The organism is Mucilaginibacter inviolabilis (assembly GCF_011089895.1).
In the GTDB taxonomy this organism is placed as follows: domain Bacteria; phylum Bacteroidota; class Bacteroidia; order Sphingobacteriales; family Sphingobacteriaceae; genus Mucilaginibacter; species Mucilaginibacter inviolabilis.
This window is the reverse complement of sequence record NZ_JAANAT010000002.1, coordinates 584,236-610,554: the sequence shown is the minus strand read 5'-3', so window position 1 is coordinate 610,554 and position 26,319 is coordinate 584,236. Positions and strand designations below refer to the sequence as shown.

The following is a 26,319-nucleotide window of genomic DNA, read 5'->3' as shown; positions in this document are numbered from 1 at the left end:
GGCCGGTATGTTTTTGCCCTTTATTAGAATGGTAAATATCATATACTTTCAAATTCTTATATTTAAAAAATAAACCTCACACATGAATAATAACTTTGGTGGAGATTGGACGAGCCAAAAAATTGAAATCGTAGCCTCTTATACTCAAGCATATTTAAAAGTAATGAAAAATCAGCCGTTTAAGCTGATTTATTTTGATGGATTTGCCGGCTCCGGTGAAATTGAACAAGACGAAGAAATAATCCAGGGCGCAGCACTTCGGATATTGGCTATTGACGATCCTAAACCTTTTGATCTATATTATTTTGTTGAACTTATAAAGAAATATGCTGATAATCTTGATGCACAAATAAAATCGAAATACCCCCAAAGACGGTGTGTAGTTAAATCTGAAGATTGCAATGTCAAGATAAAGGACATGGCAGATTATCTGCGCAAACCTGCAAACAAGATGACTAAAGTATTAGCATTTATAGACCCAAAAGGAATGCAGGTAAAATGGCAGTCCTTAGAAATCTTAAAGGATTTAGGCATTGATATGTGGATATTAGTTCCGTTAGGGATGGGTGTTACACGTTTATTAAAAAAAGATGGCAATATCGAAGATGCGTGGGTGAAAAGGCTTCAAGTGTTTTTAGGCATGTCAGAAGATGAAATTAGAAATTATTTTTACACCGATGACCGTATGAATTTATTTGGCGAAATGGTCAGCGGACAACGGCTTGATAATACTATCGTCAGAGCTGCTAAGCTATACCAAGAGCGGCTGAAAACTATATTTAAATATGTATCGCAGCCTTTTGTAATGCGAAATTCTAAAAATTCCCCGATGTATCATTTTTACCTGGCGACCAACAATACAACAGCTATAAAGATTGCTAATGATGTAATTAAACCAAAATTCAAATAACTATGCCATTACTGGCAATTCCCGGTATATTTTGCCATCAAGTTCACAGCCACCTTTTGCATGGCGCGGATGTAATTTATCAATCGTGGGATCATTGGAATTAACGTTAAATTTAGGTTTGCCCCACTGTTTAAAGAAAAACGGCACGTTATGATCTTCACATTGCAGACGCACGGATTCTATCCATTCATATTTAACAGGTCTTGCTCCATGACCGGACTCGCCACCGACAATTACCCAATTAATATTTTCAAGGGGAAGATTTCTAACAGGGCCAAGTAACGGCTCAACAGATAAAAACTTTGTCTTTGCGGGTGTTTGACTTAATTCTATAACACGCTGGACGTATTTTTCATTTTCGACAGATACCCCCATCCATATATTTGAAGTCCAATTTAGTTCTGCTGCTATGGATAACAACCTATCAGATCTTTTAGTCAATACTTGATAAGTATGTTGCGGAGTGGCATTCATTACCGAAAAGACTGCTTTTATAAATTCCAACGGGATCTCATCGTGAAATAAATCACTCATGGAATTTACAAAAACCACTTTAGGTTTTTTCCAAGTAAAAGGGATGTTTAACGATTCGGGATGTATTCTAATCTTAAAACCATCCTTATATTTTTCAACCCCCATTGCCTTTAATCGCCTTGACATAACTTCTGCATAGCAAAATTTACATCCTGGACTGATCTTTTTACAACCAGTAACAGGGTTCCAGGTTAGTTCAGTCCATTCTATTGTTGATTCAGCCATATGCTAATTTGCTAATTATTTTAGTCAAAACAAAGAAGTTTGTTCATTGCCGTAATTTTTTGCAATGTTCCAAAATTTATTTCCTTGCTTATCTTTTGAGAAAAACGCTAAATGATACAATAATACAGATTTACCTTTGTGTCTGTATTTAACCGGGTGAAAATCCTCAACTTCATTGTAATCTAACAATTTAAAACCGTCTTTAAGCCTTTTAGTGATAAATTGCGTAAAAGTCTGATCTGCTGTATCAATATCACCCTTATAGTCATTTCGCCAGTTTGGGTCGTCAAGGAAATTTTCAATAGTTTTATTGGTAGGCTTATGATAATTAATTTCGTTTCTTTTAGCAGCCATTCCGGTTGCTATCAAAACCAAAAAATCCATTCTTAATTTGCCAAGCATTTTGAGTGTTTGCAAATGAATTTCCAGTGCAAAAGGGTCAACAAAACAAAAACTTAGTACGCGGTTGGTTTTGCTATACTGCGGAATGTGCTCTATTATTTCCTGTATTTTATTATTGCAGTTCCCATGAATATATATAGGACTTAAATGTGGATAATCGCGTTTTACCCTCGTTTCTAAAGCTTTGATAAGCGTTTCATTTTCATCACAAAAAATATATTTTGTAAATTGATTAGGTAATGAAAGTGCTATCATGGCCGAAGTTTTCACGATTTTTCCGGTCGTTTCAATTTTGGCATAGCCGCTGGATGAAAACAGATCGATATAGACCAAGTTTTCCCATTTTGTTTTCATCGTTGAAGTAAACAAATCCGCATAGTGACCAACAAGACGATATTTTTCTAAGCCCCATTCACCAACTTCTGGCGTTTCAAGGCCATCGTCATTAACTTCGATGATCGGGTTATATTTAGCAGTTCCCATATATTGTGATAAGCGGTTACAGGCAATTAAGCAGAACTTAATTTTATAAATATATTATATTTTAACTGTAATCGAACTTTATATACTCGATAGGATCGATGGCAATATTAGCCTTATTCAATTTTTTTGCAGAAAATCCAATAAATCTTTAGGTTCAACCTCCAATGCCTTAGCCAATTCCGCAGTAGAGAGCAGCGTGATATTTAATTTCCCGTTTTCATAGCGTTGAATGTCGGCGTATTCTACATTACACAATAAAGCCATTTTCCGTAAGGTCAGCTTTTTAGCCTCTCTTAAAGATTTAAGGCGTTTTCCGAATTGTATTAATATTCCCTTGTCTGTTTCGCTAACCATTTCATTATGTAAATAATTAGGAAAATTGAAATAATATAAAATTAACTATTGTTGTGCCAAAACACAACAATAGTTAACTTGCTTACGAAGCCGATAACAAGTTTAATTTCAATTTAAACAGCTAAATACATTCGTATATGGAAAGTAACCATCCACTTTTAGAAAAGCTGGAAGAATTATTTGGTAATGAACCGTTTGACCCTATTGAAGAAGAGCTTTTCAAATGGTTTATGTTTGCCTATACCGGAAGAGGTAGCGGCATTAAGAAATTAGACAGGCTAAATTTTGAATTGTTTAAAAGCAAACTGAATAGTTTAATTGACGCGATTTACCAATGGCAACAGGATAAAAAATAGTCAAATATCCTTGATTACAATGCCTACATTTTCAAGAAATGCCTTTTTTAAGCGGATATGATTTATTTGTTGGGGTATTGAACTGATTACTAACTGCTCATTTTCTTCGCTCATATTCGCACCTAAAATTAATTCTTTAAATGCCTCCGGAGGAACAACAACGGCCCGATCCCCAATTGTTAAAGGATAAGGCCGGAATTTATAGGCCCGATATTCTTTTTCAAATTCCCATTCCCGCAGTTTAAAAAATATCTGAAATATAGTTTGTTGCATGTGGCTATGCTTTGGGGAAGGATGAATTACTGGAAGTTCATCATCATAATGTACAATACCACCCCCTGTTCCTAATCCTCTTAACATTATCTTTGGGTCAAAGCCAATGCAAAATCCACTATGATTAATGCTGTATTTATTCCACATGGTTTCTTCCTTTGGATACGCAGTTAAACTTAGCACACCCGAAAAAGCATCAAATTCTTTAAATGTTTTCTTCTGTTGCTCGTCAACATACTCCTTATTATTGACCATTGTATGATTTGCCCAATCAATAGCAAACGACACCCTTTCTTCGTTGGTAAAGTTCGGATGTAATTGCGGGCAATCATGGTAATATTTATCTAAAATTTCACCGTAGGTTAACAAATCCCACCTTGTCGGATTTTTGCAATCTAATTTATCTTCAAACGAACTTGGAGAGGCGAAGAAAACCTCACGATGTGAAATCATCCTACGATGATTCATATCCCGCCAATCTCTATACTTATAGAGCGTTTCGGGCATTTCCAAATCATCGAATGAACCTTGTACCGCTTCCCCTACTTCTATCATGAATACAATATAGACAACTTACTTATCTATCTATAAATTTATTTTAGGGATATCCCTAAATGACTCAAGTTTATCTTCCTACCCTTCTTTTATTTGCATTTAACCGCAGGGATGACCTGTAATGCAAAAAGAAAAATATGACACCTTTAGATTTAATCACCAAACAAGACCTGGAACAGTTCAAGACCGAATTGTTTGCAGAATTAAGGGCCCTCGGCATCAGTGCATCCACCGAAAAACCCGCTAAACAATGGTTAAGAAGTATTGAAGTACGTAAGTTGTTAAAAATAGCGCCCGGCACCTTGCAGAACTTACGTATCAATGGCACGCTTACCTATACCCAAATCGGCAATATCCATTATTACAGGTACGATGATATTGTAAAAATCCTCGAAAAAAACATTCATAAAAACTAAGCCGATGAAATTAGCACAACAGGCAGACCGTTTTCTACAGAAGGCGGCAAACGATGATCGTTTGCTGCCGTCCCATATAAGCTTATACATGGCCATGTTCTATTACAGCCCTGATAAGCCCGGCGATCACTTCCAGGTCAACCGCAAAAAGCTGATGCGCTTTTCGCGCATCAAGTCCATAGCGACCTACCATAAATGTATCAAAGGACTCGTAGCCCGCGGCTACATTGATTATCAACCAAGCTATGACCCCAACGGTGCAAGTAGCGTGGCGCTGCTCAAATAGCATACGGGCGACAGCCCGATATGCGGTTAAGAGCGTCCTATTTTTCAAAGAAAAATTGGAGCAAGCGGGAATTGGGCAGTGGCCCTATTCGCTTGCCATTTGCCCTGGAAATGGGGTTTGATGTATACTCCGGGTATACATTATGGCTCGTAAAGTACCGGCAGGCCGGAAAAATGTATACAGTGGTGTATACAAAGACAGTAAATTCTTATGAAAGAGCAAAAAGACATCAATATTAAAACGATACGTTTTCCTGTCGCGCTTGATGAGAAGATCATCAAACTGACCAAAAAATTCGGGCGGGGCAAACTCGAAATATTTGGCCAGATGTTAGAATATTTTAGCAAGACCGGGAAAGATCCCGCAGATATCAACGACGACTTATTAAAAAACACCCTGGTCAAAAATCACGATACCTATATCCGGTTCATCAGGGCACAGGAAGAAAAAATCCTTATCCCCATCAAGGTAGAAATTGACCGTATGGTCAGTTCACAGATCAAGATCATTGATAGTTTTAACAGCCAGGTATTAAAAGCAAACAAAGACATTCTATCCGGTCAGAGCAATCAATTTGTTGAGATTGAAAAGCTACTCAAAGCTATTGCCGATAAACTTGATACTAAGGAAAGTCTTAAACTGAAATTCCTTTACATCCTGAATTACTTCTATAAGGCAAGCCTGAACGCCTCGTCGAAAGATAAAGAAACCTTATTACAGGAAGCGCGACAACATATCTCAAAACTTTAAAGCTATGTACATCAATATAACAGACAGTCCAACATCAGACAATAAAGGCAGCAGCCACGACCTTGTGCATTATCTGGAAAAAGAAAACCGGATAGACAAGGAAATCCAACCGGAACTTTGGTTTAATCAGGACCGCATGACAATTTCAGCGTTCGATACGACCCAGGCCATTGACAACAACATTGCCAAACTTAGTAAACAGGATGCCAAATTTTTCCTGCTCAACATTAGCCCGAGCCAAAAAGAAATCGCCTGGCTAAAGGAGCGCTATGGGGACGAAAGCGCAAAAGAGTTGTTTAAAGCTTACGCAATCAAGGTTATGGATGAGTATGCGAAGAATTTTAAGCGCCCAGGCATTAACAGCAGCAAAGACTTGCTGTGGTTTGGCAAGCTTGAAAACTTTCGTTATTACGGCCATAACGACCCTGAAGTTAAACAAGGGTTGAAAAAACGGGGTGAGCGCAAACCCGGTGAACAAATGCATATTCAGATCATTGTAAGCCGTAAGGACATCACCAACAAGATCAAGCTTAGTCCGAAGAATAACTCTAAGGGTAGAAATGCCGAGCATTCCCGCAGAATGGGCCAGTTTGACCGCTCTGCATTTAAACAATCCGGTGAACGGGTATTTGATGAGCAGTTCGGCTTTGACCGCGGGTTTGAGGAAACCTTCAAATATGCGAATGCCAAGAAAAAGGGTTTGCTTGATGAACGGGTAGCCATGCGAACCGAGCGCATCAAAAACAATCCGCAATACAGGCCAGACATCAAACCGGAGTGTAAGACAATTTCCGCAGACAATCAAATAAAGCTTTCTTTTGGCAAAGCTCAAGCCGAAGCAGCGCCTTATATTCCCATTAAAAAAAGGAAGAAAAAAAATAAAGAGCAGGAAGAGGATCAGGGCCTGACATTTTAAATCAATAAAAATAAAAATAAAATCAACACGATAAGTTTAAGGAGGACATTATGAACACAGGTGAAGATACCCAGGGTCTAAGAAAGATCGTAGATTTTACGAGGCTGATCAGCATCTTTATTTTAACCATACATTTTTATATTACCTGCTACCATGCTTTTGAAGCATGGCATTGGACGGCAACCATTACGGACAGGATTATTAGCAATATCGCTAAAACAGGTTTATTTAATGGAATAATAAAGCCGAAACTGGCAACATTGTTATGCCTGGCTATTTCATTAGTAGGCATCAAGGGTCGTAAGGATGAAAAGATAGGCTATAAAAGCATTTTCGCTTACCTCATAAGCGGGATGTTGCTGTATTGGCTAAGTGTACTATTTTTTTATATCCCTGCCAGTATCAACGTTATAGCCGCTTGCTACATTATATTAACCGGCATCGGTTATCTGCTCATGCTAACAGGCGGTGCCTGGCTATCACGCTTGCTCAAAGACAAATTGAACAAGGACGTTTTCAATACTGATAACGAAACATTTCCCCAGGAAGAAAGACTGCTTGAAAATGAATATTCCATCAACCTACCCGCTAAGTATAATTTAAAAGGTAAGGTCAGGGATAGTTGGATTAACGTAATTAACCCCATGCGCAGCCTTTTGGTGTCGGGTTCACCCGGAGCAGGTAAATCTTACTACGTTATTAGGCATGTGATAGATCAGCACCTGAAGAAAGGATTTTCTATGCTAATTTATGATTTTAAGTTTGACGACCTTTCCAAGATCGCTTACAATAAACTGATGACGTACAAGGGTAATTATCAGGTGAAGCCTGCTTTTTACGTTATCAATTTTGATGACCTCAACCGTTCGCACCGCTGTAATCCGCTTGAACCTGATGGGATGCTCGATATTACCGACGCGGCAGAAGCAAGCCGCACGATCATGATGGGCCTTAACCGTGAGTGGATACGTAAGCAGGGGGACTTTTTTGTCGAAAGCCCGATCAATTTTTTGACGGCACTAATATGGTATTTACGCAGGTATGAGGATGGTAAATATTGTACGCTTCCCCACGTGATTGAATTAATGCAGACCGATTATGAACAGCTTTTTGCAATCCTACAGCGTGAGGAAGAAGTGCAAGCCCTGATCAATCCTTTTATATTGGCTTATAATAATAACGCCAAAGCACAACTGGAGGGGCAAATTGCGAGTGCCAAAATTGGCCTTTCCCGTTTATCTTCGCCAACACTTTATTACGTGCTATCAGGTAACGATTTTACCCTTGACCTCAACAACCCTAAAGCGCCTAAGATCATCTGCCTCGGGAACAACCCTCAAAAGCTGCAAACGTATGGCGCAGTACTGTCCCTGTATATTTCACGACTGATCAAGCAGGTCAATCAAAAAGGGAAACTGAAAAGCAGCCTGATATTCGACGAGTTTCCAACCATATTTTTTAATAATATGGATAGCCTAATCGCAACAGCCCGAAGCAATAAGGTAGCGACTACGCTTGCCGTCCAGGATTTTAGCCAGCTTAAAAAGGATTATGGCGCCGAACAAGCGGACGTGATCACGGGGATAGTAGGCAATATTATCAGTGGACAGGTTACCAACGATACAGCAAAAAAATTGTCTGAAAATTTTGGCAAGATTGTTCAGGATAAAAACAGCCTGACGATCAATAGCAGCGATACCTCTTTTTCCAAAGCCACCCAACTTGATTATGCTATACCTGCATCAAAGATCGCTTCGCTGTCATCGGGCGAATTTGTCGGCATAGTTGCCGATAACCCCGAAGAACGCATCAACCTCAAATTATTTCATAGCGAAATTCAAAACGATCATGAAGCAATTGCCAAAGAAGAAGCTGCATACAAAGCTATTCCCCTTATAGGTTACGTTTCCCCTGAAGATGTGGAAGAAAATTATAAACAGATCAAAGCTGAAATCGCCATGCTTATTAAATCGGAAATGGAAAAAGTTGACGCGAGTAAAGTTCAAAACAAAGAAGATACAGCCAACACCGGTACAAAACAGCATGAAAAAGAAATTAGCGAACTGGAAAAAATCAAAGATGAATCTTTAGATATTTCAAAAGAGGAAACGCAATCTGGTGACGAACAATCCAAAATTGAACAGCAAGGTCTTGACCGTCCCGACGATCAGGATATATCGTATTACTTGTAGATGCTCACTCAACTAAAGTGGAACATAAAACGAAGTTTTCATACCATAGGCATGTGATATATGATCTACAGGTAAAAACTGTGTATAGTGGTGTTTCTTATTAAAGCGTTTTAATCAGTATACCGATAATAGCCGCAAACCCGATAATATAAGGTTCCTGTAATTTTTTGATATAGATAAGTGCTACCACAGCAATTATGGCAATTATTGCCGTCGGAATATCCGTAATTGACCGCAACCCGATGATAATTACTGAGCCTACCAGCGCTCCAATTACGGCTGCGGTGATACCTTCCACAAAAGCTTTGATACTTGTATTTTTGGCAATCTTTTTAAAGGATGGTGCTAAGGCTACAGTGAATAAATAACATGGTAAAAATGTAGCTAACGCCGCCACACATGCACCAGGAAAGCCAGCAACTAAATAACCAATAAATCCTACCGTAATCACTACCGGCCCTGGCGTGATCATTGCCACTGCAACTGCATCCACAAATTGATTTTCCGTTAGCCAGCCAAATTCTTTGACCACCCCTGCATGCAGGAAAGGAACGATGGCCAACCCGCTACCAAACACAAAGGCACCCGCTTTGGCAAAGAACCAGGCGATCTCCTGTAAGGCCTTGCCGTCATATTTCCAAAATCCGGTGCTGATCAGAATACCGGCAGGCAAGACCGCAGGTTTTTTGATCCATTGCGGTGGCGCTTTGATCAGCATATACAAGATGCCGCAGCCGAGGAATAGCAGGATTTCTTCTCTTTCAGTGATGACAGTAATCACAATACCAGCGATATAAAAAAGCCACAACAACCACTTGGATTTAATGGCAGCTATCTCAAACTTACTGATGGATTTAACGGTCAGTTTATAGGCGCTCATCGCGATGATACCGATAACGGCAGCACCAACCCCATAAAAAACCGCCTGCATCCAGGCCAACCCTCCATAAAGCTGGTAAGCCATACCAAGCAGTACCACCATAATAAATGACGGAATAACAAAAGCCAGTCCTGTCAGTGTCGCACCGATCAGCCCATAATGAACAAAGCCGATATAAATACCTAATTGGGCAGCTAAAGGACCCGGTGCCAGTTGTGCCAACGCCAGGCCCTCTTTGTATTCTTCTTCCGTCAGCCAGCTTTTTTGCTCCACCAGGTCACGCTGCATATAGCCGACCAAAGCTACCGGCCCGCCAAAACCCCAGGTGCCAAGTTTTAAAAAGTATTTCGTAATATCCAGTAAAGAGTAAGCTGGTTTGGATTTGATTATTTGCTCTGCCATATGTGTTTTTCCTCCTGTACATATTTGGCCCAGCTATACAGGGCATCATAAAGAATTAATCCGAATGCAAGTAGTTCATGGTCATCTTTAAAGTTGTAAGACAGCCCTGCTGAAATGGCCCAAAGCCCGGCTGCTTGTTGTGCCAGATCAAAACGCGCCGTATCCGCACCGCGAACGATCTCCGCGATCTGCAAAAGCGCCGGATCGTTCAGACCATGCTTTTTAATGATATAGTCAAAGGTGCATCGTTGGCCCTCGTGGGTATATTCTACGTCTGCGATATCATAAGGTATGGCATTCAGTATTTTACCTTGCTCAATCACCTGATCTTTAGGCACAAACAAGAACTCCGCCCGAGGATCGACAAAGTTTTTAATAAGCCAGGGACAGGCAATACGGTCAATTTTTGGCCGTTCACGGGTGATCCATTTCATAAGAATTGGTTTTAAGATTTAATTCATTACTACATCTTCATCCCACCCATCGACTTTTCGGGTTTCTTGCCTAAAACATCCAGTGCCGCGCGAAATCCCTGTGCCAAATCGGTCGCCTTACCCCTGCCATAATAATGGAGGAAGATCATGTGCGGATCATCGCCCAGCATGTGATTGTGCACTGCTACCACTTCGAGGTTGTGTGCCCGCAAGGTTTTGATCACAGTATTCACCTCGCTTTGCAGCATGGCTACGTCCCCTGCAATATGGGCATCATCCTGTTTACCAGCAAAGGAGGCCCAGGTGTTCAGCCCTATGTTCGTGGTCATTTCCACGCCCATCGCAATCACCTTTAGATCGGCCCGCCCGATGGTATATTTATAGGTCGGTCCGTTCACCGTACCTGTATATTTCACGATGGCATCCAATGCCGGAATGTCAAAATTCTCTTTGCCGGTTACAGTCAGCGGAGCAGACGGTGCGGGTTGATTAGCCGGAAACAGCTTGCTGTCCCTAATGGTGTCAGCATATTTTTTTGCCAGTTCCGCTACAGTTCCCATGCCATGAATGTGCATGTAAAATATACGTGGTTCTTCGTAAAAGAAGTGGTTATGTATAGCTGCTATCTCCAAACCATTGGCGTGTGCAGCAGATATTAAAGGGTTAACCTCTTCCATCTGCAATACCGTATCGCTCATCACCATCGCGGATTTGCCGTCAACCGTTTTCTTAAACGACACCCAGCCGCCAAAACCAAACGGGATCGGTACGGGTTCGCCTTTAATTTTCATTTTCAGGTCGTTTCTCGGCAGTGGTGTCGTATAAACCTGCTCGGCATCTTTATAGCTGCCTTTTTTGCCCAGGGCAGCGTCAATAGCAGCCATTTCATCGGCTGTAATCGGCGGAGTTTTACCTAAAGGCAATGTTATTGCTTTCGCTTTATCAATAGGTAACAGCAAAGCTGTACCCAATACCGCCGTTGCCTGTAAAGCTTGTCTGCGGGTGAATTTATTGGTTTCCATGGTGGTAATGTTGTTATTTCTAATCAGTAAATAAATTTACAAAGTTTTAAAGCCAGATAATAGAACGGAAATGACTATACAGTAGAACAGATTTTACTTTTTTATCTATTGTTTTACCTGAACAGTTGTGCCTTCTTTCAGCTCTTCATTCGCCTGTGCAACCAGTTGGTCGCCGGGTTTCAGGTCACCCGCGATCTCGGTCTTTTCCTTGCCGGTAAACCCTGTCTTCACATCTACCCATTTGGTTTTTCCGTTCTCCACTCTGATCACAAACTTACGCTCCTGCGTCGTGACAACCGCTTTAAAAGGAACCAGGAACCCGTCTTTGGGGCGACTGACCGGCAATACGATTTGTGCGAACATGCCGGGCTTGAGTAAGCCGTTCGCGTTTGGAAAAGTAAGCTCCCACGTTTCGCTGCGGGTCTGAGGATCAATAGCATCTGATTTCCGGGCAAGTTTGGCTTTAAAGATTTGCCCCGGATTAGCGGAAACCGTAAATGAAGCCTCATTATCCTTTAAGGTAGTTGAATTATATGCTTCCGGCACAGCTACATCCACTCTTAAAGACGAGTTATCTTCTACACGGAACAAGAGCGTTTTACCGGTATTATCCACAAAATCTCCCTTAAAAACATTTCTTGCGGTTACTACGCCATTAAAGGGGGAACGGATGACCAGGTAGTCCTGTATAGCCCCGGTTGCTTGGGTTGCCGAACGGGAAGCCTGGTAAACTGCGCTATCTGTCCGCATCTGATTGCGGGCGATTTCCATTTCATTATCCGCCACGGCACCGGGCGTTTGAGCAGCTTTTAATAAACGCAGGTAAGTTGATTTGCTGGATTCATATTTAGACTTTGTACCCATGCTGTTACTTTGGCTTTGGGCCTGCGCCGCTTTTAATTCCGGTGCATCCAGGATACATAAAACCTGCCCTTTGCTTACTTTCGAGCCGATGTCTACTTTAACCTCTTTGACATAACCGGGCGTACGCGCGTAAATATTGGCACGGTCAAAGGGGATAATTTCGCCGGTCAGGTTCAGTTTATTGGAAACAGGTTCCAGTTTCAGCGTGATCAGTTTAACCGCCGGTTTCTCTGGCAGGCCCTGCGGCGCGGCTTTTTCCGTTTGATTACTTCCGCAAGCTGCCAACAGGCAAACCGGGATGTAGTATAGATATTTTATAGTTTTCATGATTGATTTTCGGTTAAAAGGTGATACTTACTTGCAGGATCATCCGGATCTAAAGAGATCACAGGTACAGGGCGATTCCCGATGGATGACTGGTAAATTAAGGGCAAAACGATCAGGCTGGAGAACATAGAAAAGATCAGGCCGCCGATCACGGCTGTTCCCAAAGGGGATGTCTGGTCGCCACCTTCTCCCAAGCCCAAAGCCATCGGGATCATCCCGGCGATCATCGCCAAACTGGTCATTAAGATGGGCCTGATCCGGTCTTTGATCCCCTGTAAATAGGGCTCGCTTAGTTTTTCACGCCGGTGTTTTTCTGCCTGGGTGACAAACAGGATAGCATTGGCCACCGCCACACCAACCGCCATGATACAGCCCATATAGGATTGAATATTCAGTGTTTTGCCGCAGATCCAAAGCAACAACAGGCTGCCTGTTAAAATGCCCGGAATAACCGCAATGATCACCAGTGATAAACGGAACGACTGAAAGTTTACCGCCAGTAGCAGGAAGATCACCACGATAGCCAGTAAAATGCCGTTTTGCAGCTCCTGGAAAGTCTGTAAAAATACTTCTGCCTGTCCCGGTTGCTGGATCTTCATACCCTCCGGCAGCTTACCTGTTTCATTTATGATCTTATCAATAGCATTGATGGCTGAACCAAGGGCCTTGCCATGCAGGTTGGCGGTAATGGTGATAAAGCGTTTTTGATTCAGCCGGTCAAACTCGCCCTCTGTATTACCCATTTTCCAGGTTGCCACGTCCCGCATATATACCTGCTTACCTCCAGCGGAACTTAAAAGGATATTATCCACTTGCGCCGGATCATTCATAATTAACTCGGGTACCTGCACCTGTACCTGGTAAGCTGTTCCGGCTGCTTTATCCACCCAGTAATTGGGCTGCGTAAAACGGCTGGATGAGGTCGCCGCTGCCAGTGATTTACCGGCATCTTCCACGGTCAGACCTAACTGTCCTAATTTCACCCGGTCAAATTCGATCTTCATGGCAGGGTAACCTTGTGGCGCACTGTATGCCACATCCCGCAGGTAGGGCAGTGTTTTCAGGCGTTCAACGATCTTCTTTCCAAACTCACGATCCTGTGCCAGGCTTTTACCCAAGACCTGCACCTGTATCGGTGTTCCTGTCCCCTGGCTCATGACCTGTTCCACCAAGTCTGCCGGTTCAAAGGAAATATGTGATCCAGGCATTTGTTTGTTTACCGCTTGTCGTATCCTTTCCTTGAAATCATCCAAATGAATACCTGCACCCGAAATGAATTTGACTTTGAGCACCGCTTCCTCTGGCCCGCTCGTCCATAAATGAATGGCGCTGACCGGGTAGCTGGATGGCAGCAGGCCTACATAAGCGGAGGATATGGCGATCTTGTTGCCCCCGGAAATACTGTCGATCAGGTGCAACAATTGTTTGGTACTTTGTTCTGTCCGCTCAATGCGCGTGCCTTCCTTTAACCTTAATCTGACCTGGAACTGCCCGGCATCCACTTTGGGAAACAATTCTTTACCGACCGTAAAGAATAACAATCCAGCTAAGGCGATGGTAAGTAGGATATAAACAGGTATCAAAATATTCCGGGTCGGCGACAGGCGGTGGATCAGCTTTTCATGCCTTTCTTTAAAACGGGTCATGCGTTTACCCTCTCCCACGTTTTCGGCCAGTTTATCTTTAAACAGCCAGTTGGCAATTACAGGTACAAAGGACTGCGATAACAGGAAAGACGCGATCATTGCAAAGCCAACCGATAAGGAAAGCGGCAGGAACATTGCCTTGGGGATGCCCGACATAAAGAAAGCCGGGAAAAATACAGCAAGAATACACAACAGGATCAATAGTTTGGGCAAAGCGATCTCTTTACAAGCTTCCAATATGGCGCGACCTTTCAGCTCGCCTTTTTCCTGGTGATGATGGATGTTTTCGATAGTAACTGTGGCCTCGTCCACCAGGATGCCGATAGCCAAAGCTAAACCACCCAAGGTCATGATATTGATCGTTTGCCCGAAAAGCTTTAAACAGATCAACGCCGAAAGCAGGGCCAGCGGTATGGTTAGCACCACGATCAGTGAGCCACGCCAGTCCCGCAGGAACAGCAGCACCATTAAGCCAGTCAGCAAAGCCCCTAAAATACCTTCGGTCATCAGACTTTTGAGCGAATTGATCACGTAGCCCGACTGGTCAAACTCATAGCTCACTTTAATATCCGGTGGTATAGCGGCCTGCATGTCAGGCAAGGCAGCTTTCACCTTTTGAACCACATCCCAGGTCGAGGCATCCGCCCTTTTAGTTACCGGGATATAAACTGAACGCTTGCCATTGATCAGCGCATAACCGGTGGTCACATCCCCGCCGTTATCTACCTGTGCCAGGTCATGAACGTAAACAGCAGGGCCGCTGCCGGTTTTTACGGGGATATTGCCCAGATCTTGGATATTATCCACGACGGTATTTTGCGGCGCGATCAATAGCTGATCACCGACCCGCAGGTTACCCGCCGGGAGGATGGGATTTCCTTTGGCGATGGCAGTGACCAATTCTTCGGGACTGATACCGTAACTGCGTAATTTATTGGGATCAGCTTTGATCAATACGGAGCGCTGGTTACCGCCGAAAGGTGGCGGTGCGGAAACCCCCGGCAGCGTGGAAAACATGGGCCTAACCTTAAACAGGGCCAAATCAGATACTTCGGCCAGTGACCGGGTTGGACTGCTGAATACCAACTGGCCCACAGCTACACTGCCACCATCAAAACGGGTAACAAAGGGCGACACGGTTCCCGGGGGCATAAAGGCCCGCGCCCGGTTCACCATTGACACCACCTCACCGGTAGCTTGACCCATATCGGTGCCTTCATAGAAATTGAGCTTTAATAAAGTAACGCCCTGTATGGTTTTGCTTTCCACGGATTTAATGCCGGTTACATAAAGGAAATGGTATTCATAATAAGAGGTCACAAAACCTTCGATCTGTTCGGCTGATAAACCGCCATAGGTTTGGGCAACGTAAATAGTTGGTGTACCCAGCTTTGGAAAAATGTCTATCGGCATCGTTTTAATGGAAACGACCGAAAAGAAAACAATGGCGATAACGGCCACGATGATCGTGACCGGCTTTCTCAGGGAGCTATATAGAAACTGGATAATGTTCATTTGCCGTATTGATTTAAAAACAGGTTGAGATTGCCGCTATAAGCAGCCTCGTTTAATAAAGCGCGCCAGGCACCGAAATAAGCGATCTTAACGGTAGCCGCAGACTGAAATAAAAGCTGCTGCGCCTGGATCACGTCGTAATAATTAATCAATCCTGATTTATACCTCGACTGGATGGCTTTGTAGGAATATTCGGCTGAATGAAATTGCTGCGGGGCCAGCCTGGCGGACTGCAATGCCTTCTGAAAATTGGATGCTGCGATCTCCTTTTGCGTGTTCAGGTGCAGCTCGGTTTGTGCCAGCTGTTCCCGGCTGGATGCGGTAATCAATTCCTGTTGTTTCCATAAAGGTTTCTGCCGAAAAACTTCCAGTATAGGAAAAGCAATCTGTGCACCCACGCCGTAATTATACCGCTGAAAGCGCCAGCCGTCACTGGAATTAACTGAACCATCAGCACCTATACCCGAACCCCGGCCATAACCGGTGCTCCACAAAGTCAAACGAGGCAGTATGCTTTTCTTTAAGGATTTTAAAGCCAGCTCATTTGCGCCGACATTAGCCTTTTCCAATAGCACCTCCGGGTGATCGGTTGTTGAAGTATCCGCCAAAGCAATGGCCGGAAGATGGCTGAAGAGCGAAGAATCCGCTGGCAGGCCAGGCGGTAATTTACCGCCGACCAGTTCTTTTAAAGCGATCAGCGTGGAATCCCGTTGCCTTTCAAAAGCGATCAGCTGCATTTCTGCCCTGGTATATTCCGAATGAAAAGAGGAAGAATCTGTTCCCGGCCTTAAACCACTGACCACTAAGGTTTGTGCCTGTTTTAAGTTAAAAGCCGATTTCTCGATATTCGAATGATAAACCTTAATCAGATCGCTGACCAGCAAATAATTTAACCAGGCACTGATTACATAGATCTGATGCTGAAATAAGGTAAGGTTCTCATCCGCCTGCCCATATTGCAAGCGGCCTTTAGCCAGATCAATTTCAGCGCCCCGCTGTCCGAACGTAATAGGTTCCCATTGCAGGTTGAGCGCTGCCGCACTTCCCGGCACGCCACTGTAATTATTGCCCTTACTGGGTGGGCCGCTGATCGGTGTGATATACTGCGGATAAATCATACCTGTAATGTTATTAGCGGTCGCATAATCTACCTGGTAAGAGGCATTCAGCGAAGGGATCAGACCGTTCTGCTTATACTTTACCGCGGATTGCAGGGCCTGTGTTTGCAGCCTTTTGGCTTTGATCAGGGGATAATTGGCCGTAGCCGTCCGGAGCAGGGAATCGAGGTAAGGCTTCCCTTGCTGTGCGGCGGTTCGTTCCGGCAGCAAAAAACAAAGAAGCATGCCTGTAAGCAGGCTGATCTTTGGGATAGTTAATACGGGATGTTTCATAGCTGGAGATCCAGTGCTGTATTTGTAAGCACAATGCTACGGCAATTCCAAATCCCAAAATAGAACGTATTTTACTGAGTAGAACCAGCTTTACTTTTTGGGCAGATTTTTTTTGTATTCAGAAGTGGTCATGCCCATTTGGTTCTTAAAGATCCGGTTAAAATGACTCTGGTCGGAAAATCCGGTGAGGTAAGCGATCTCGGTCAGGGCGTAGTTGGTGGTTTCCATCAGGTGAATCGCTTTTTCCAGCCGCATCTTACGGATATATTCTCCAAAAGATAGATCTTCAAAATACTTGGAAAACTCCCTTGAGAGGTACGTTGGGTTAATCTTCAGTTCTTCGGATACCTGCTGCAGGCTCAGCGCCATATTGGTATCGATCTGGTCCTGGATCATTTCTTTGATTTCTTTGGCCCATACCGGAGGCTTTTTCGAGCCCTGCTGTTTCAGGTACTTATTAAACACCTCCAGTAAAAGGTGTTCCACCGGCTCCTGGACATGCTTTTGCTCATACAGGTATTTGGCCCAGGTGTACAAACCGTCGTAAACTTTCATGCCCAGTTCCAGTAATTCGTGGTCGTCCGGGATATTTTTGGAAAGCCCTAAAAAGATAGCCGACAGGCCCGATGCCTGCGGGGCGAAATCATGCCGGTCGGTGTCCGCACCCCGAACGATAGCGGCTACACGGTCAAGCGCGACATCTTTGAGCTGATGTTTTTTGATAAAGTAATCAAAGCTGCACTGGTCATCATAATGGGTGTATTCTACGCCGGGCAGGTCAAAGGGAACGGCATTTAAAACTGCGGCCTGCGCGATCACCTGGTCAACGGGTACATAAATGATCTCCGCATCGGGATCAATAAAGCGTTTGATCAGCCAGGGACAGGCGATGCGGTCGATCTTCGGATGTTCACGGGTGATCCATTTCATAGCACATCAAAGTTAGAAATCTAAATCTTATTATAGCAGGCTGGTTGCCTGGGCGATGATACCCGCAAATTCTGTAGGAAATCTGTATCAGGTTATATTTTGTTGAACTCAATCAACAGAAAGTAAACAGAAACTAAAGATAAATTTGCTTGTTTAAATACGAAAGCTATGTCCTGTTTTAAATGCCAGTCCGCCGTCCTGTTATTCGCAGGCTTATTATTAACGACCAGTTGCCATGCACAAAATGAAACCGGTGGAAAATACCTTACGCTCGAAAAAGAGATTGCCTTGTCCAATGTAAAAGGCCGCATTGACCATATTGATATTAACCTGAGAGACCAGGTTGCTTATGTTGCCGCGTTAGGAAACAATACTTTAGAGATTATAGACCTGAAAAGCGGCAAGGTTACCGGCAGCATCAAAGAGCTGGATGAGCCGCAGGGTGTTGCTTATATTTCCAAACACGAAGAAATCCTGGTGGCCAATGGCGGAACAGGAGAATGCGGTTTTTATAATGCCGTCACCTTAAAGAAAACAGGCAGCATCAAATTAGCGGATGATGCCGATGACGTGCGCTATGATTCAGATGCGGACAAAATCTATGTGGGTTATGGCAGCGGCGGGATTGCCATTATTGATGGGGTAAGCCATAAACAGGTTGGAGATATTAAACTACCGGCACACCCGGAATCGTTCCAGCTGGATGCCAAAGCCGGCAAGCTATGGGTGAACCTTCCCGGTTCAGGCATGGTCGGTGTAGCCGACCTGAAAACTTTAAAATTGACCGCTAAATGGTCGAAGCTGTTTCCGCGCTCTAATTTCCCGATGGCTTATGACGAAGCACAGCATCGGGTCATTGTTGGCTACCGTTTACCGGCTAAGCTGATCATTTACGACAGCGAAACAGGTAAAGAAATCTTCAGCAGCGCTATGGTGGGCGATGTGGATGATTTGTATTGGGATGCCAAAAGCAAAAATATTTATATTAGTGGTGGCGGTGGTGCCGTGGATATTTTTAAACAAACGGCCGACATTGCCTATAAGCAAACTGCCCATATCAAAACCCAAAACGGGGCAAGAACATCTTTGCTTGTTCCTGAATTGAATTTATTCCTGATCGCTGCCAGGGCTACCGGTGATCAAAAGGCAGCCTTACTGGTCTATAAAATAACACCGTAATATTTGATTACGCAAAGTAATTGTGGGCGGAATGCCGTATTTTAGTAAATATGAAAGTAAAGCCCGGCATTGTGCTCAAAGTCAGCTATCAGGATGTGAATCATTACGTGCAGGTCATCAAAGTTGAACTGACAAATGAAACTTTAACAATCCAGGTATTAGCCGGAAAAACCATGAATATCATTAAAACACCGGCTAAAGGCTGGCATTACGAAAAAGCATCTTTTGATTTAGACGAGGGACTCCTGTTAAAGATCGGTGAGGCCATCGATAAATGTCAGCCTGCTTAGGCCATACTGTTTTTATTCCGTTTCACAAAAAACAGCGATACTACTAAGAGCAACAGGGAAATAATCCCTCCATATAAAAAATCCTTACCTGGAAAATGACTTCCTGTAAACCCGGCTATCGGATAAGCAATAGCCCACCAGAGATGGGAAAAGGCAAAATGCGAGCCGTAAACCTTTCCCTGTTCATTTTCCGCTATATTTTCACCGATCAAAGTTTCTGACGGCATTTCCGCTAAACTCTGTCCTAAACCGGCAAAGACCCATAATATTAACATGATAGGAAAACTCACAAAGTTGGTAATAGAGATCGTGATCGCCAGTATCAATGCGCCAACAATCAGCGATAATCTGCGGGTTTTGGTTTTATCCAGGCTGCCTGCTACAAATGCGGCAATACTGGCACCAATGCCAAATGCCGTCATTACCCAGCCGTAATGCTTATCATCTAAATGCAAACTACTTTTAATATGGCCGACTGAATTAACTAATATTTGGGCGCCCGCAATGGCCGAAACAAATTCAATGATCAGCGCGAAGCGGATAATGGGATTGCCAAATAGCAGTTTAATTCCGTTGATCACATCCTGCCAGGCAGAAAATGTCTTTTGATTTTTATCAACCTTCTTTTGCAGCTTTTTACCCGGCAGCAGCAGTATCAATATACCCGCGATAATAAATGAGCCTGCATCGATAAAAAAGATCTCCCGAGCGCCGAACCAAACGGCTAAAATGCCCGCCAAACCCGGCCCCAATACACCTAATATCTGGAAAGTAGCCGTAGATAACCCTACCGCCTGCCGGTAATGTTCCTTATCTACAACCTGCGGAATCACCGCGCGGTAGGTCGGCGTAAAAAAGGCGTTGAAGAGATTTAGGGCAAATACCAGGACATAGATCTGCCATTCGGCGTGTACAAATGGCAGGCAGGCGACAATACCCATACGGATAAAGTGCGTGGTTACTAATATGGTTTTCCGGCTAACCCGGTCGGCCAATACTCCGGCGAATGGGGAGAAAATAATAAAAGCCGTTACCCGCAGTGTTAGGGCACTGGCTAAGATGATCGCTGACTTTTCCTTGCCAAATTGATAGGACAACAAAGCTAATCCCACCCAGGTTACCGCATCACCCAGCAGGCTTACCGACTGCGCAAAGTATAAACCCGCAAAGACTTTATTTTTGAGCGCGACAAAAGTATCGGCGAATGCTGCCAGCCAGCTACTGTTTTTACTGTTATTCATCCTCCCCGGTGTTTTTCATTTTCATCAGTAAGCTATAAGCGCCTTTCGTCACAAATGTTTGATTCCGCAATTCGGAACTGTTCGCCAGCAATTCAACATAACCCTCCCTGGCTACGCCCGGTTTGATCTCCATGATCTCGTAGGTGTTCTTACCGGTCACTTTAAAAGCGTAGCTCTTGCTCTCAAAGTTTACAATCGCATCTTCGGGTAGCGTCAGGGCGTTGTTAGCCGTCACCTCGATCTCGGCATTCATAAAAGTACCCGGCAACAGGTTTTTATCGTATTGCTCAAAATGGCAGTGCACTTCCGTCTTGCGTTGGTCGGTCAGGTCTTTACCGATCAGGACAATGGTACATTCATATTTTTTATCCGGGTTGCTGTTGGTATATGCGATCACTTTTTGTCCCTGGTGCAGTAAATTCACATCTTTTTCAAATACGTCCAAAGCCAAGTGTATATCCCGAGGATCAACGATCTCAAATAATACATCGCTCGGGTTCACGTATTTACCGATGTTCACATTGACCTTGCTCACATAGCCGTCAATCGGCGAGCGTACTGCCGCACTGCGGGTGATACTGCCATCCGTTACACTGGCCGGGTTCATACCGATCAGGCGCAGCTTTTCCGCTAAAGAACTGACCAGTATTTTCTGGCTGGAATAATCTGCCTGGGCCTGTTGAAATAGCTTATCACTACTGGCCTTACTCGCATTCAGGTCACGCTGGCGCTCAAAATCTTTCTGCGCGTATACCAGTTTGGCCTTAGCCGTCAGGTAATCCTGCTGCAATTGAATAAATTGCTGGTCTTCCATCATGGCGATGGTTTCGCCTCTGCTCACATGCATACCTGGCAACAGTTTGCTCGATTTTAAATAGCCGCCCATCGGAAAACTAATGCTGACCATATTCTGTGGCGGCACGTCAATAGCACCTGTTACTTTCAGTGTTGTAGCAACGGGACGGTTGGCCGCATGGCCGGTATCAATCCCAGCCGTAGTACGCTGCGCATCGGTCAGTGTTACCGTGGTACTGTTTTCCGCTTTTGGCTTGGTTTCCGTTTTGGTTTCAGCCTGGTCAGGTTTACCACCGCCGCAGGAAAACAGCGATAATACGATTAATAGGACCGCCGTATGGTTGATATATATTTTGATAGTCGGTTTCATGTTATTGGTTTTGAAGGGAATTAATTTGAATAATGGCCTGGTTAAGACTGTTGACCGCATCGGTGTACTCGCTGCGCAGGGAAGTAGCCTGATTGATCAGCAATACGTATTCCAGGTAATTGATCTGCCCGCCGGTAAATTGCAGGTTGGCGGTTTTCAGAATTAAAGCGGCATTCGGTAAACCCGTTTTTTCATAGTAGGCCACCGCCTTTTGATATTTAACCACTTCTTCCGCAGCCTGCCGGTAACGGGCCTGCAAAGCTTGTAAGCCAGACTGGTAATCCACCTGCGCCTGCTGTTCTTTAATGCGAGAGGCGCTGACCTTGTTCTTCTGTGCGCCAAAGAAAAGCGGTACCGAAACGCCCAGTTGTACCGAAGAAAAGCGGTTGCTGCCATCGAACGTGCGGCTGGCACCGTTTACGGTTTGCGTGCCGTTAAAGCTTTGGTTGTAATAACCCAGGTTGAGGTCGGGTAATAACTTTGCCTTTTCCAGTTCGGTTTGGGCCTTGACAACCTGTTGCTGCTGACCTAAATACTGCAACTGCGGGTGGCTGCTGAATGCCGTATCTGTGGTTAATGGCATGGGTAATTTAAAATCCGTGGCCTGTGGTTCGTAGGCGGTATTTGTATTTAACAAAACCAGGAACCGTTCCCGCGCGATAATCAGGTCGGAGTTTACCATTTCGGTTTGCCTGGCAATCTGCGCCCGCTGGGTTTCAGCAGTCGTCTTTTCCAGGATATTACTTTCACCTTTTTCCAGACGCAGGCTGGCATTTTTGACAAACAGCGCATAGGTGCTGTCGGCATTTGATAACAAACCTAATTTCTGCTTCATGTAAAGGATGTTGTAAAAATTTTCGGTGACCTGTCTTTGTAATTCCCGTTGCCTAAGATTTACATTCAGTTCTCCGGCACGATACTCTGCATTTAGTAAAGCCTTTTGCCGGGTATAGACCGTCGGGAAGTTAACCGTTTGCACGACCGACAAGCGGTTGTCATTATAGGCACTGTTGATCTGACCGTATTCCCCGGTGATGTTGGTTTTAGGGATGGTAACACCTGTACCGGTATTTTTTTTCAGGTATTCAGCGTTCAGTTTCTCGCTTTTCAGGTTCAGATTATTCTTACCTGCCGTATCAATCGCTGCTTTCAGGCTGATCGGTGTTTGCGCTTTCGCAGTTCCGGCAAACAGGCCCAGCGTGGTAAGTAATAAGATCACCGCGGATTTGGCGGGTACTTTCATGGATTTTCCTTTTTCAAACAGGATATATAAAATGGGCAATACAAATAAGGTCAGGAACGTGGCAGTAATCAGGCCGCCGATCACTACGGTCGCCAAAGGCCGCTGTACTTCCGCACCAGCGCCGTTGCTTAAGGCCATTGGCAGAAAACCGAGCGAGGCTACAGAAGCGGTCATTAATACCGGTCTTAACCGGTGTTTGGTGCCCTCAAAAACAATATCGCGCAGGTTATTCCAGCCTGCCGCCCGCAAGCGGTTAAACTCGGAGATCAATACCAACCCATTCAGTACCGCAACACCAAACAGGGCAATGAAACCGACACCCGCACTGATACTAAAGGGCATTCCGCGTAACACCAGGGCGATCACACCACCTATCGCAGATAAAGGCACGGCAGAAAAAATAAGCAAGCCTTGCTTCATCGAGCCAAAAGCAAAATACAGCATCAAAAAGATGAGTACTAAGGAAACCGGAACTGCGATCATTAAGCGTTGTTTAGCCGCGATAAGGTTTTCAAACGCCCCGCCGTAAGTGGTATAGTAGCCAGGCGGCAGCTTCATCTGTGCATCCACTTTTTGCTGTAGTTCTTCCACAATGCTTTGCACATCCCGGCCCAATACATTAAAGCCGACGATGATGCGCCGTTGTGCATCTTCCCGTTGGATCTGGTTCGGACCTTCTTCGATCTTTACTTCGGCCACCTGTTGCAAGGGTATCTGATTGCCGGTTGGTGTAGGAATGAGCAGATCCTGCACATCGCTCAACTGCTTGCGCTGTTCACCACCCAGACGTACCACCAGGTCAAAACGTTTTTCTCCCTCGTAAACCGTACCGCTGCTTTGGCCCGCAAAAGCAGTGTTGACGATCTTGTTGATATCCTCCACATTGAGCCCGTATTCGGCGATAGCGGCCCGTTTGTAACGGATCACAATCTGCGGCATACCCGTTACGGCTTCCACATAAATATCCCTGGCACCTTTGATGCCGCCCGCGATAGCGCCTAATTTTTTGGCAAAGATGGCCAGTGTATCCAGGTTCTCCCCGAAGATCTTACACACCACATCTTGCCTCGCACCGGTCATCAATTCGTTAAATCGCATTTGTACCGGGTATTGAAAACCGAAAGTTACGCCCGGCACCGCTTCCAGTTCTTTTGACATCTTTTCGGTGAGTTCATCAAAGCTTTTGGCGCTCGTCCACTTGCTTTTATCTTTCAGGATCACCATCATATCACTGGCTTCTATCGGCATGGGGTCGGTCGGTATTTCCGAACTTCCTGTTTTGCCTACAACCTGCTCGACTTCCGGGAATTTGGACAACAATATTTTAGAGCCTTGTTTGATGGCCTGAACCGAGGTTTGTAAACCACTGCCGGTTAACACCCTGGTTTCTATCGCGAAATCGCCCTCTTCCAGTTTAGGAATAAACTCACCGCCTAATTTAGTAAGGACGAATACCGCAACTATAAAGGATACCGCAGAACCAGCGATCACCGTCTTTGGAAATTTGACAACCCTTTTCAATGCGCTGTGATAAAGCCGCTGGAAAAAATCCATCATCCGATCCGACCAATTCATCGTATTTTTTTGCTTTCGGCTTAAAAACAGGCTGCTCATCACCGGCACATAGGTCAGGGAAAGAATAAATGCCCCGATCAGCGCAAAGGCAACCGTTTGTGCCATCGGTTTGAACATTTTTCCCTCGATACCTTGCAGGGTAAAAATCGGGATGTAAACGATCAGGATAATCAGTTCTCCGAAGATCGCGGCGTTTCGCATCCTTGCCGAAACAGTGATCACATCGTTATCCATTTCCTCATGGCTGACTTCTTTGCGTTTTTGTAAGTGTATTTCGTGCATGATGGCCTCTACGATAATGACCGTACCATCTACGATCAACCCGAAGTCCAGTGCGCCCAAACTCATCAGGTTACCTGATACGCCGAACAGGTTCATCAGGATCACAGCGATCAGCATCGCCAGTGGAATAACGGAGGCTACAATTAACGCCGCCCGAAAATTGCCCAGGAAAATGATCAGCACGATCAGTACGATAGCGATCCCCTCCAATAAATTCCGCTCGACTGTCCCGATGGCGTTATCCACCATTTTAGTACGGTCAAGGAAAGCGTCGATCACGACACCCTGCGGCAGGGTCTTCTGAATCTGCGTTACTTTATCTTTAATGGTCTTGATCACCTCATTGCTGTTGGCACCTTTCAGCATCATCACCACCGCGCCGGAAACTTCCTGCTGGCCGTTCCAGGTCATCGCACCATAACGGGTGGCATGGTCTAAGCCAACTTCGCCGATATCACGGATGAGCAATGGCGTACCATTGGGCAGGTTCTTCACCACGATGCTGCCGATGTCGTCCAGCGAACCGACCAGGCCTTCGCTTCGGATAAACAATACCGTCGGGCCGCGTTCAATGTAAGCGCCGCCCGTATTGTTGTTATTTTTTTGCAAAGCGGTAAACACATCACTGATGGAAATACTGTTGGCTTTCAGGCGGGCCGGATCAACCGAAATTTCGTATTGCTTGAGGTAGCCGCCAAAGCTGCTCACATCAGCCACGCCCGGCAAACCTAATAGCTGTTTACGCACGATCCAGTCCTGTATGGTACGCAAGGCCATCGCATCGTATTTCTTCTCGTAACCGGCTTTTGCCCTGACGGAATACTGATAGATCTCCCCTAAGCCCGTAGTTACGGGTGCCATTTCGGGCTTGCCATATTCGGTAGGAATATCGCCCGCTATATCGGTAAGGCGTTCAGCGACCTGCTGCCTGGCCCAATAGATCTCGGCTTTTTCCTCGAATACGATGGTTACTACGGATAAACCGAAGCGTGAAAAGCTGCGGATCTCTTTGACATCCGGGATATTGCGGCAGGATTGTTCAATAGGAAAAGAAATAAAGCGCTCTACATCAGGCGCACCTAATGAGGGTGTGCGGGTAATGATCTGTACCTGGTTATCGGTAATATCGGGTACGGCATCTATCGGCAGGCGCTTGACCTCGTAAATACCGAAGCAGATCAGGCCGAATATAAACAGGCCGACGATGAGCTTATTCCGTACGGAAAACTCAATAATTTTATTTAACATGAAGAATAGGAATTACTGTTAATGCTTAAAAGA

Annotated in this window: 23 protein-coding genes; 9 read left to right on the top strand and 14 right to left on the bottom strand. The window is 44.6% G+C overall.

Going from position 1 to position 26,319, the window contains the following annotated elements:
* Positions 1–82 precede the first annotated feature (82 nt).
* Complete coding sequence (gene tcmP / locus G7092_RS18955) at positions 83–910, top strand: three-Cys-motif partner protein TcmP (RefSeq protein ID WP_166091446.1); 828 nt, start codon at positions 83–85, stop codon at positions 908–910.
* Here the strand turns inward: tcmP (G7092_RS18955) and G7092_RS18950 are convergent, their stop codons facing one another.
* The 3 genes from G7092_RS18950 to G7092_RS18940 all read right to left on the bottom strand — a co-directional run bounded on the left by G7092_RS18950 (position 911) and on the right by G7092_RS18940 (position 2,908).
* Entirely contained in the window at positions 911–1,669 is a 759-nt protein-coding gene (locus G7092_RS18950; protein ID WP_166091445.1) for a DUF5131 family protein, read from the bottom strand.
* A gap of 24 nt (positions 1,670–1,693) precedes the next feature.
* Positions 1,694–2,554 carry a three-Cys-motif partner protein TcmP gene (gene tcmP / locus G7092_RS18945; protein WP_166091444.1) on the bottom strand — a complete coding sequence of 287 codons (861 nt, stop codon included), beginning with the start codon at positions 2,552–2,554 and terminating at the stop codon, positions 1,694–1,696.
* Positions 2,555–2,671: 117 nt separating this feature from the next.
* Positions 2,672–2,908, bottom strand: coding sequence for a helix-turn-helix domain-containing protein (locus tag G7092_RS18940; protein ID WP_166091442.1), 237 nt, complete (start codon positions 2,906–2,908; stop codon positions 2,672–2,674).
* 137 nt (positions 2,909–3,045) lie between these two features.
* Between G7092_RS18940 and G7092_RS18935 the strand changes: the two genes are divergently transcribed.
* On the top strand, positions 3,046–3,264 hold the full coding sequence (locus tag G7092_RS18935; RefSeq protein WP_166091441.1) for a hypothetical protein: 219 nt from the start codon (positions 3,046–3,048) through the stop codon (positions 3,262–3,264).
* Here G7092_RS18935 and G7092_RS18930 read toward each other — a convergent pair whose 3' ends face one another.
* Positions 3,265–4,092: a DUF2971 domain-containing protein gene (locus G7092_RS18930; RefSeq protein WP_166091439.1), complete on the bottom strand. Its 828-nt coding sequence runs from the start codon at positions 4,090–4,092 to the stop codon at positions 3,265–3,267.
* Positions 4,093–4,229: 137 nt separating this feature from the next.
* Between G7092_RS18930 and G7092_RS18925 the strand changes: the two genes are divergently transcribed.
* From G7092_RS18925 to mobC, 5 genes are all read left to right on the top strand, one after another.
* Complete coding sequence (locus G7092_RS18925) at positions 4,230–4,508, top strand: helix-turn-helix domain-containing protein (protein WP_166091438.1); 279 nt, start codon at positions 4,230–4,232, stop codon at positions 4,506–4,508.
* A 4-nt stretch (positions 4,509–4,512) separates the two neighbouring features.
* Positions 4,513–4,794 carry a hypothetical protein gene (locus G7092_RS18920; RefSeq protein ID WP_166091437.1) on the top strand — a complete coding sequence of 94 codons (282 nt, stop codon included), beginning with the start codon at positions 4,513–4,515 and terminating at the stop codon, positions 4,792–4,794.
* Positions 4,795–5,004: 210 nt separating this feature from the next.
* Entirely contained in the window at positions 5,005–5,544 is a 540-nt protein-coding gene (locus G7092_RS18915) for a BfmA/BtgA family mobilization protein (protein WP_166091436.1), read from the top strand.
* Between the two features lie 4 nt (positions 5,545–5,548).
* A complete protein-coding gene (locus tag G7092_RS18910; protein ID WP_166091435.1) occupies positions 5,549–6,460 on the top strand; it encodes a DUF5712 family protein in 912 nt (303 codons plus the stop codon).
* A gap of 50 nt (positions 6,461–6,510) precedes the next feature.
* Positions 6,511–8,652, top strand: a complete 2,142-nt coding sequence (gene mobC, locus G7092_RS18905) for a conjugal transfer protein MobC (protein WP_166091434.1) — start codon at positions 6,511–6,513, stop codon at positions 8,650–8,652.
* 100 nt (positions 8,653–8,752) lie between these two features.
* Here mobC and G7092_RS18900 read toward each other — a convergent pair whose 3' ends face one another.
* The 7 genes from G7092_RS18900 to G7092_RS18870 form a co-directional block, all read right to left on the bottom strand.
* Positions 8,753–9,934 carry a chromate transporter gene (locus tag G7092_RS18900; RefSeq protein WP_166091433.1) on the bottom strand — a complete coding sequence of 394 codons (1,182 nt, stop codon included), beginning with the start codon at positions 9,932–9,934 and terminating at the stop codon, positions 8,753–8,755.
* Positions 9,919–10,368, bottom strand: coding sequence for a chromate resistance protein ChrB domain-containing protein (locus G7092_RS18895; RefSeq protein WP_166091432.1), 450 nt, complete (start codon positions 10,366–10,368; stop codon positions 9,919–9,921). The genes G7092_RS18900 and G7092_RS18895 overlap by 16 nt, the downstream gene beginning before the upstream one ends.
* 29 nt (positions 10,369–10,397) lie before the next feature.
* Complete coding sequence (locus tag G7092_RS18890; protein WP_166091431.1) at positions 10,398–11,390, bottom strand: DUF1259 domain-containing protein; 993 nt, start codon at positions 11,388–11,390, stop codon at positions 10,398–10,400.
* 105 nt (positions 11,391–11,495) lie between these two features.
* Positions 11,496–12,581, bottom strand: coding sequence for an efflux RND transporter periplasmic adaptor subunit (locus G7092_RS18885; protein WP_166091429.1), 1,086 nt, complete (start codon positions 12,579–12,581; stop codon positions 11,496–11,498).
* The gene (locus G7092_RS18880) at positions 12,578–15,742 is read right to left on the bottom strand and encodes an efflux RND transporter permease subunit (RefSeq protein ID WP_166091428.1); all 3,165 of its coding nucleotides are present in this window, start codon (positions 15,740–15,742) and stop codon (positions 12,578–12,580) included. Before G7092_RS18880 ends, G7092_RS18885 begins: the two co-directional genes overlap by 4 nt.
* Entirely contained in the window at positions 15,739–17,133 is a 1,395-nt protein-coding gene (locus tag G7092_RS18875; protein WP_166091427.1) for a TolC family protein, read from the bottom strand. The genes G7092_RS18880 and G7092_RS18875 overlap by 4 nt, the downstream gene beginning before the upstream one ends.
* A 90-nt stretch (positions 17,134–17,223) precedes the next feature.
* Positions 17,224–18,063 (bottom strand): chromate resistance protein ChrB domain-containing protein, encoded by an 840-nt coding sequence (locus tag G7092_RS18870; RefSeq protein WP_166091426.1) that lies wholly within the window; start codon positions 18,061–18,063, stop codon positions 17,224–17,226.
* A gap of 168 nt (positions 18,064–18,231) precedes the next feature.
* On the opposite strand from G7092_RS18870, the gene G7092_RS18865 reads away from it, so the two are divergent.
* On the top strand, positions 18,232–19,242 hold the full coding sequence (locus tag G7092_RS18865; protein WP_166091425.1) for a YncE family protein: 1,011 nt from the start codon (positions 18,232–18,234) through the stop codon (positions 19,240–19,242).
* Between the two features lie 50 nt (positions 19,243–19,292).
* A complete protein-coding gene (locus G7092_RS18860) occupies positions 19,293–19,532 on the top strand; it encodes a hypothetical protein (protein WP_166091423.1) in 240 nt (79 codons plus the stop codon).
* Here the strand turns inward: G7092_RS18860 and G7092_RS18855 are convergent.
* Genes G7092_RS18855 through G7092_RS18845 form a run of 3 tightly spaced genes read right to left on the bottom strand, consistent with a single transcriptional unit; the run spans position 19,529 to position 26,286 of the window.
* Complete coding sequence (locus tag G7092_RS18855; RefSeq protein ID WP_166091422.1) at positions 19,529–20,773, bottom strand: MFS transporter; 1,245 nt, start codon at positions 20,771–20,773, stop codon at positions 19,529–19,531. The genes G7092_RS18860 and G7092_RS18855 overlap by 4 nt on opposite strands.
* Positions 20,766–21,938, bottom strand: coding sequence for an efflux RND transporter periplasmic adaptor subunit (locus G7092_RS18850; RefSeq protein WP_166091421.1), 1,173 nt, complete (start codon positions 21,936–21,938; stop codon positions 20,766–20,768). Before G7092_RS18850 ends, G7092_RS18855 begins: the two co-directional genes overlap by 8 nt.
* Before the next feature lies 1 nt (position 21,939).
* Positions 21,940–26,286, bottom strand: a complete 4,347-nt coding sequence (locus G7092_RS18845) for a CusA/CzcA family heavy metal efflux RND transporter (protein WP_166091420.1) — start codon at positions 26,284–26,286, stop codon at positions 21,940–21,942.
* Positions 26,287–26,319 lie beyond the last annotated feature (33 nt).

Coding starts and splice junctions, on each gene's coding strand:
- tcmP (WP_166091446.1), top strand. CDS start 83: ATGAATAATAACTTTGGTGGAGATTGGACGAGCCAAAAAATTGAAATC.
- G7092_RS18950 (WP_166091445.1), bottom strand. CDS start 1,669: ATGGCTGAATCAACAATAGAATGGACTGAACTAACCTGGAACCCTGTT.
- tcmP (WP_166091444.1), bottom strand. CDS start 2,554: ATGGGAACTGCTAAATATAACCCGATCATCGAAGTTAATGACGATGGC.
- G7092_RS18940 (WP_166091442.1), bottom strand. CDS start 2,908: ATGGTTAGCGAAACAGACAAGGGAATATTAATACAATTCGGAAAACGC.
- G7092_RS18935 (WP_166091441.1), top strand. CDS start 3,046: ATGGAAAGTAACCATCCACTTTTAGAAAAGCTGGAAGAATTATTTGGT.
- G7092_RS18930 (WP_166091439.1), bottom strand. CDS start 4,092: ATGATAGAAGTAGGGGAAGCGGTACAAGGTTCATTCGATGATTTGGAA.
- G7092_RS18925 (WP_166091438.1), top strand. CDS start 4,230: ATGACACCTTTAGATTTAATCACCAAACAAGACCTGGAACAGTTCAAG.
- G7092_RS18920 (WP_166091437.1), top strand. CDS start 4,513: ATGAAATTAGCACAACAGGCAGACCGTTTTCTACAGAAGGCGGCAAAC.
- G7092_RS18915 (WP_166091436.1), top strand. CDS start 5,005: ATGAAAGAGCAAAAAGACATCAATATTAAAACGATACGTTTTCCTGTC.
- G7092_RS18910 (WP_166091435.1), top strand. CDS start 5,549: ATGTACATCAATATAACAGACAGTCCAACATCAGACAATAAAGGCAGC.
- mobC (WP_166091434.1), top strand. CDS start 6,511: ATGAACACAGGTGAAGATACCCAGGGTCTAAGAAAGATCGTAGATTTT.
- G7092_RS18900 (WP_166091433.1), bottom strand. CDS start 9,934: ATGGCAGAGCAAATAATCAAATCCAAACCAGCTTACTCTTTACTGGAT.
- G7092_RS18895 (WP_166091432.1), bottom strand. CDS start 10,368: ATGAAATGGATCACCCGTGAACGGCCAAAAATTGACCGTATTGCCTGT.
- G7092_RS18890 (WP_166091431.1), bottom strand. CDS start 11,390: ATGGAAACCAATAAATTCACCCGCAGACAAGCTTTACAGGCAACGGCG.
- G7092_RS18885 (WP_166091429.1), bottom strand. CDS start 12,581: ATGAAAACTATAAAATATCTATACTACATCCCGGTTTGCCTGTTGGCA.
- G7092_RS18880 (WP_166091428.1), bottom strand. CDS start 15,742: ATGAACATTATCCAGTTTCTATATAGCTCCCTGAGAAAGCCGGTCACG.
- G7092_RS18875 (WP_166091427.1), bottom strand. CDS start 17,133: ATGAAACATCCCGTATTAACTATCCCAAAGATCAGCCTGCTTACAGGC.
- G7092_RS18870 (WP_166091426.1), bottom strand. CDS start 18,063: ATGAAATGGATCACCCGTGAACATCCGAAGATCGACCGCATCGCCTGT.
- G7092_RS18865 (WP_166091425.1), top strand. CDS start 18,232: ATGTCCTGTTTTAAATGCCAGTCCGCCGTCCTGTTATTCGCAGGCTTA.
- G7092_RS18860 (WP_166091423.1), top strand. CDS start 19,293: ATGAAAGTAAAGCCCGGCATTGTGCTCAAAGTCAGCTATCAGGATGTG.
- G7092_RS18855 (WP_166091422.1), bottom strand. CDS start 20,773: ATGAATAACAGTAAAAACAGTAGCTGGCTGGCAGCATTCGCCGATACT.
- G7092_RS18850 (WP_166091421.1), bottom strand. CDS start 21,938: ATGAAACCGACTATCAAAATATATATCAACCATACGGCGGTCCTATTA.
- G7092_RS18845 (WP_166091420.1), bottom strand. CDS start 26,286: ATGTTAAATAAAATTATTGAGTTTTCCGTACGGAATAAGCTCATCGTC.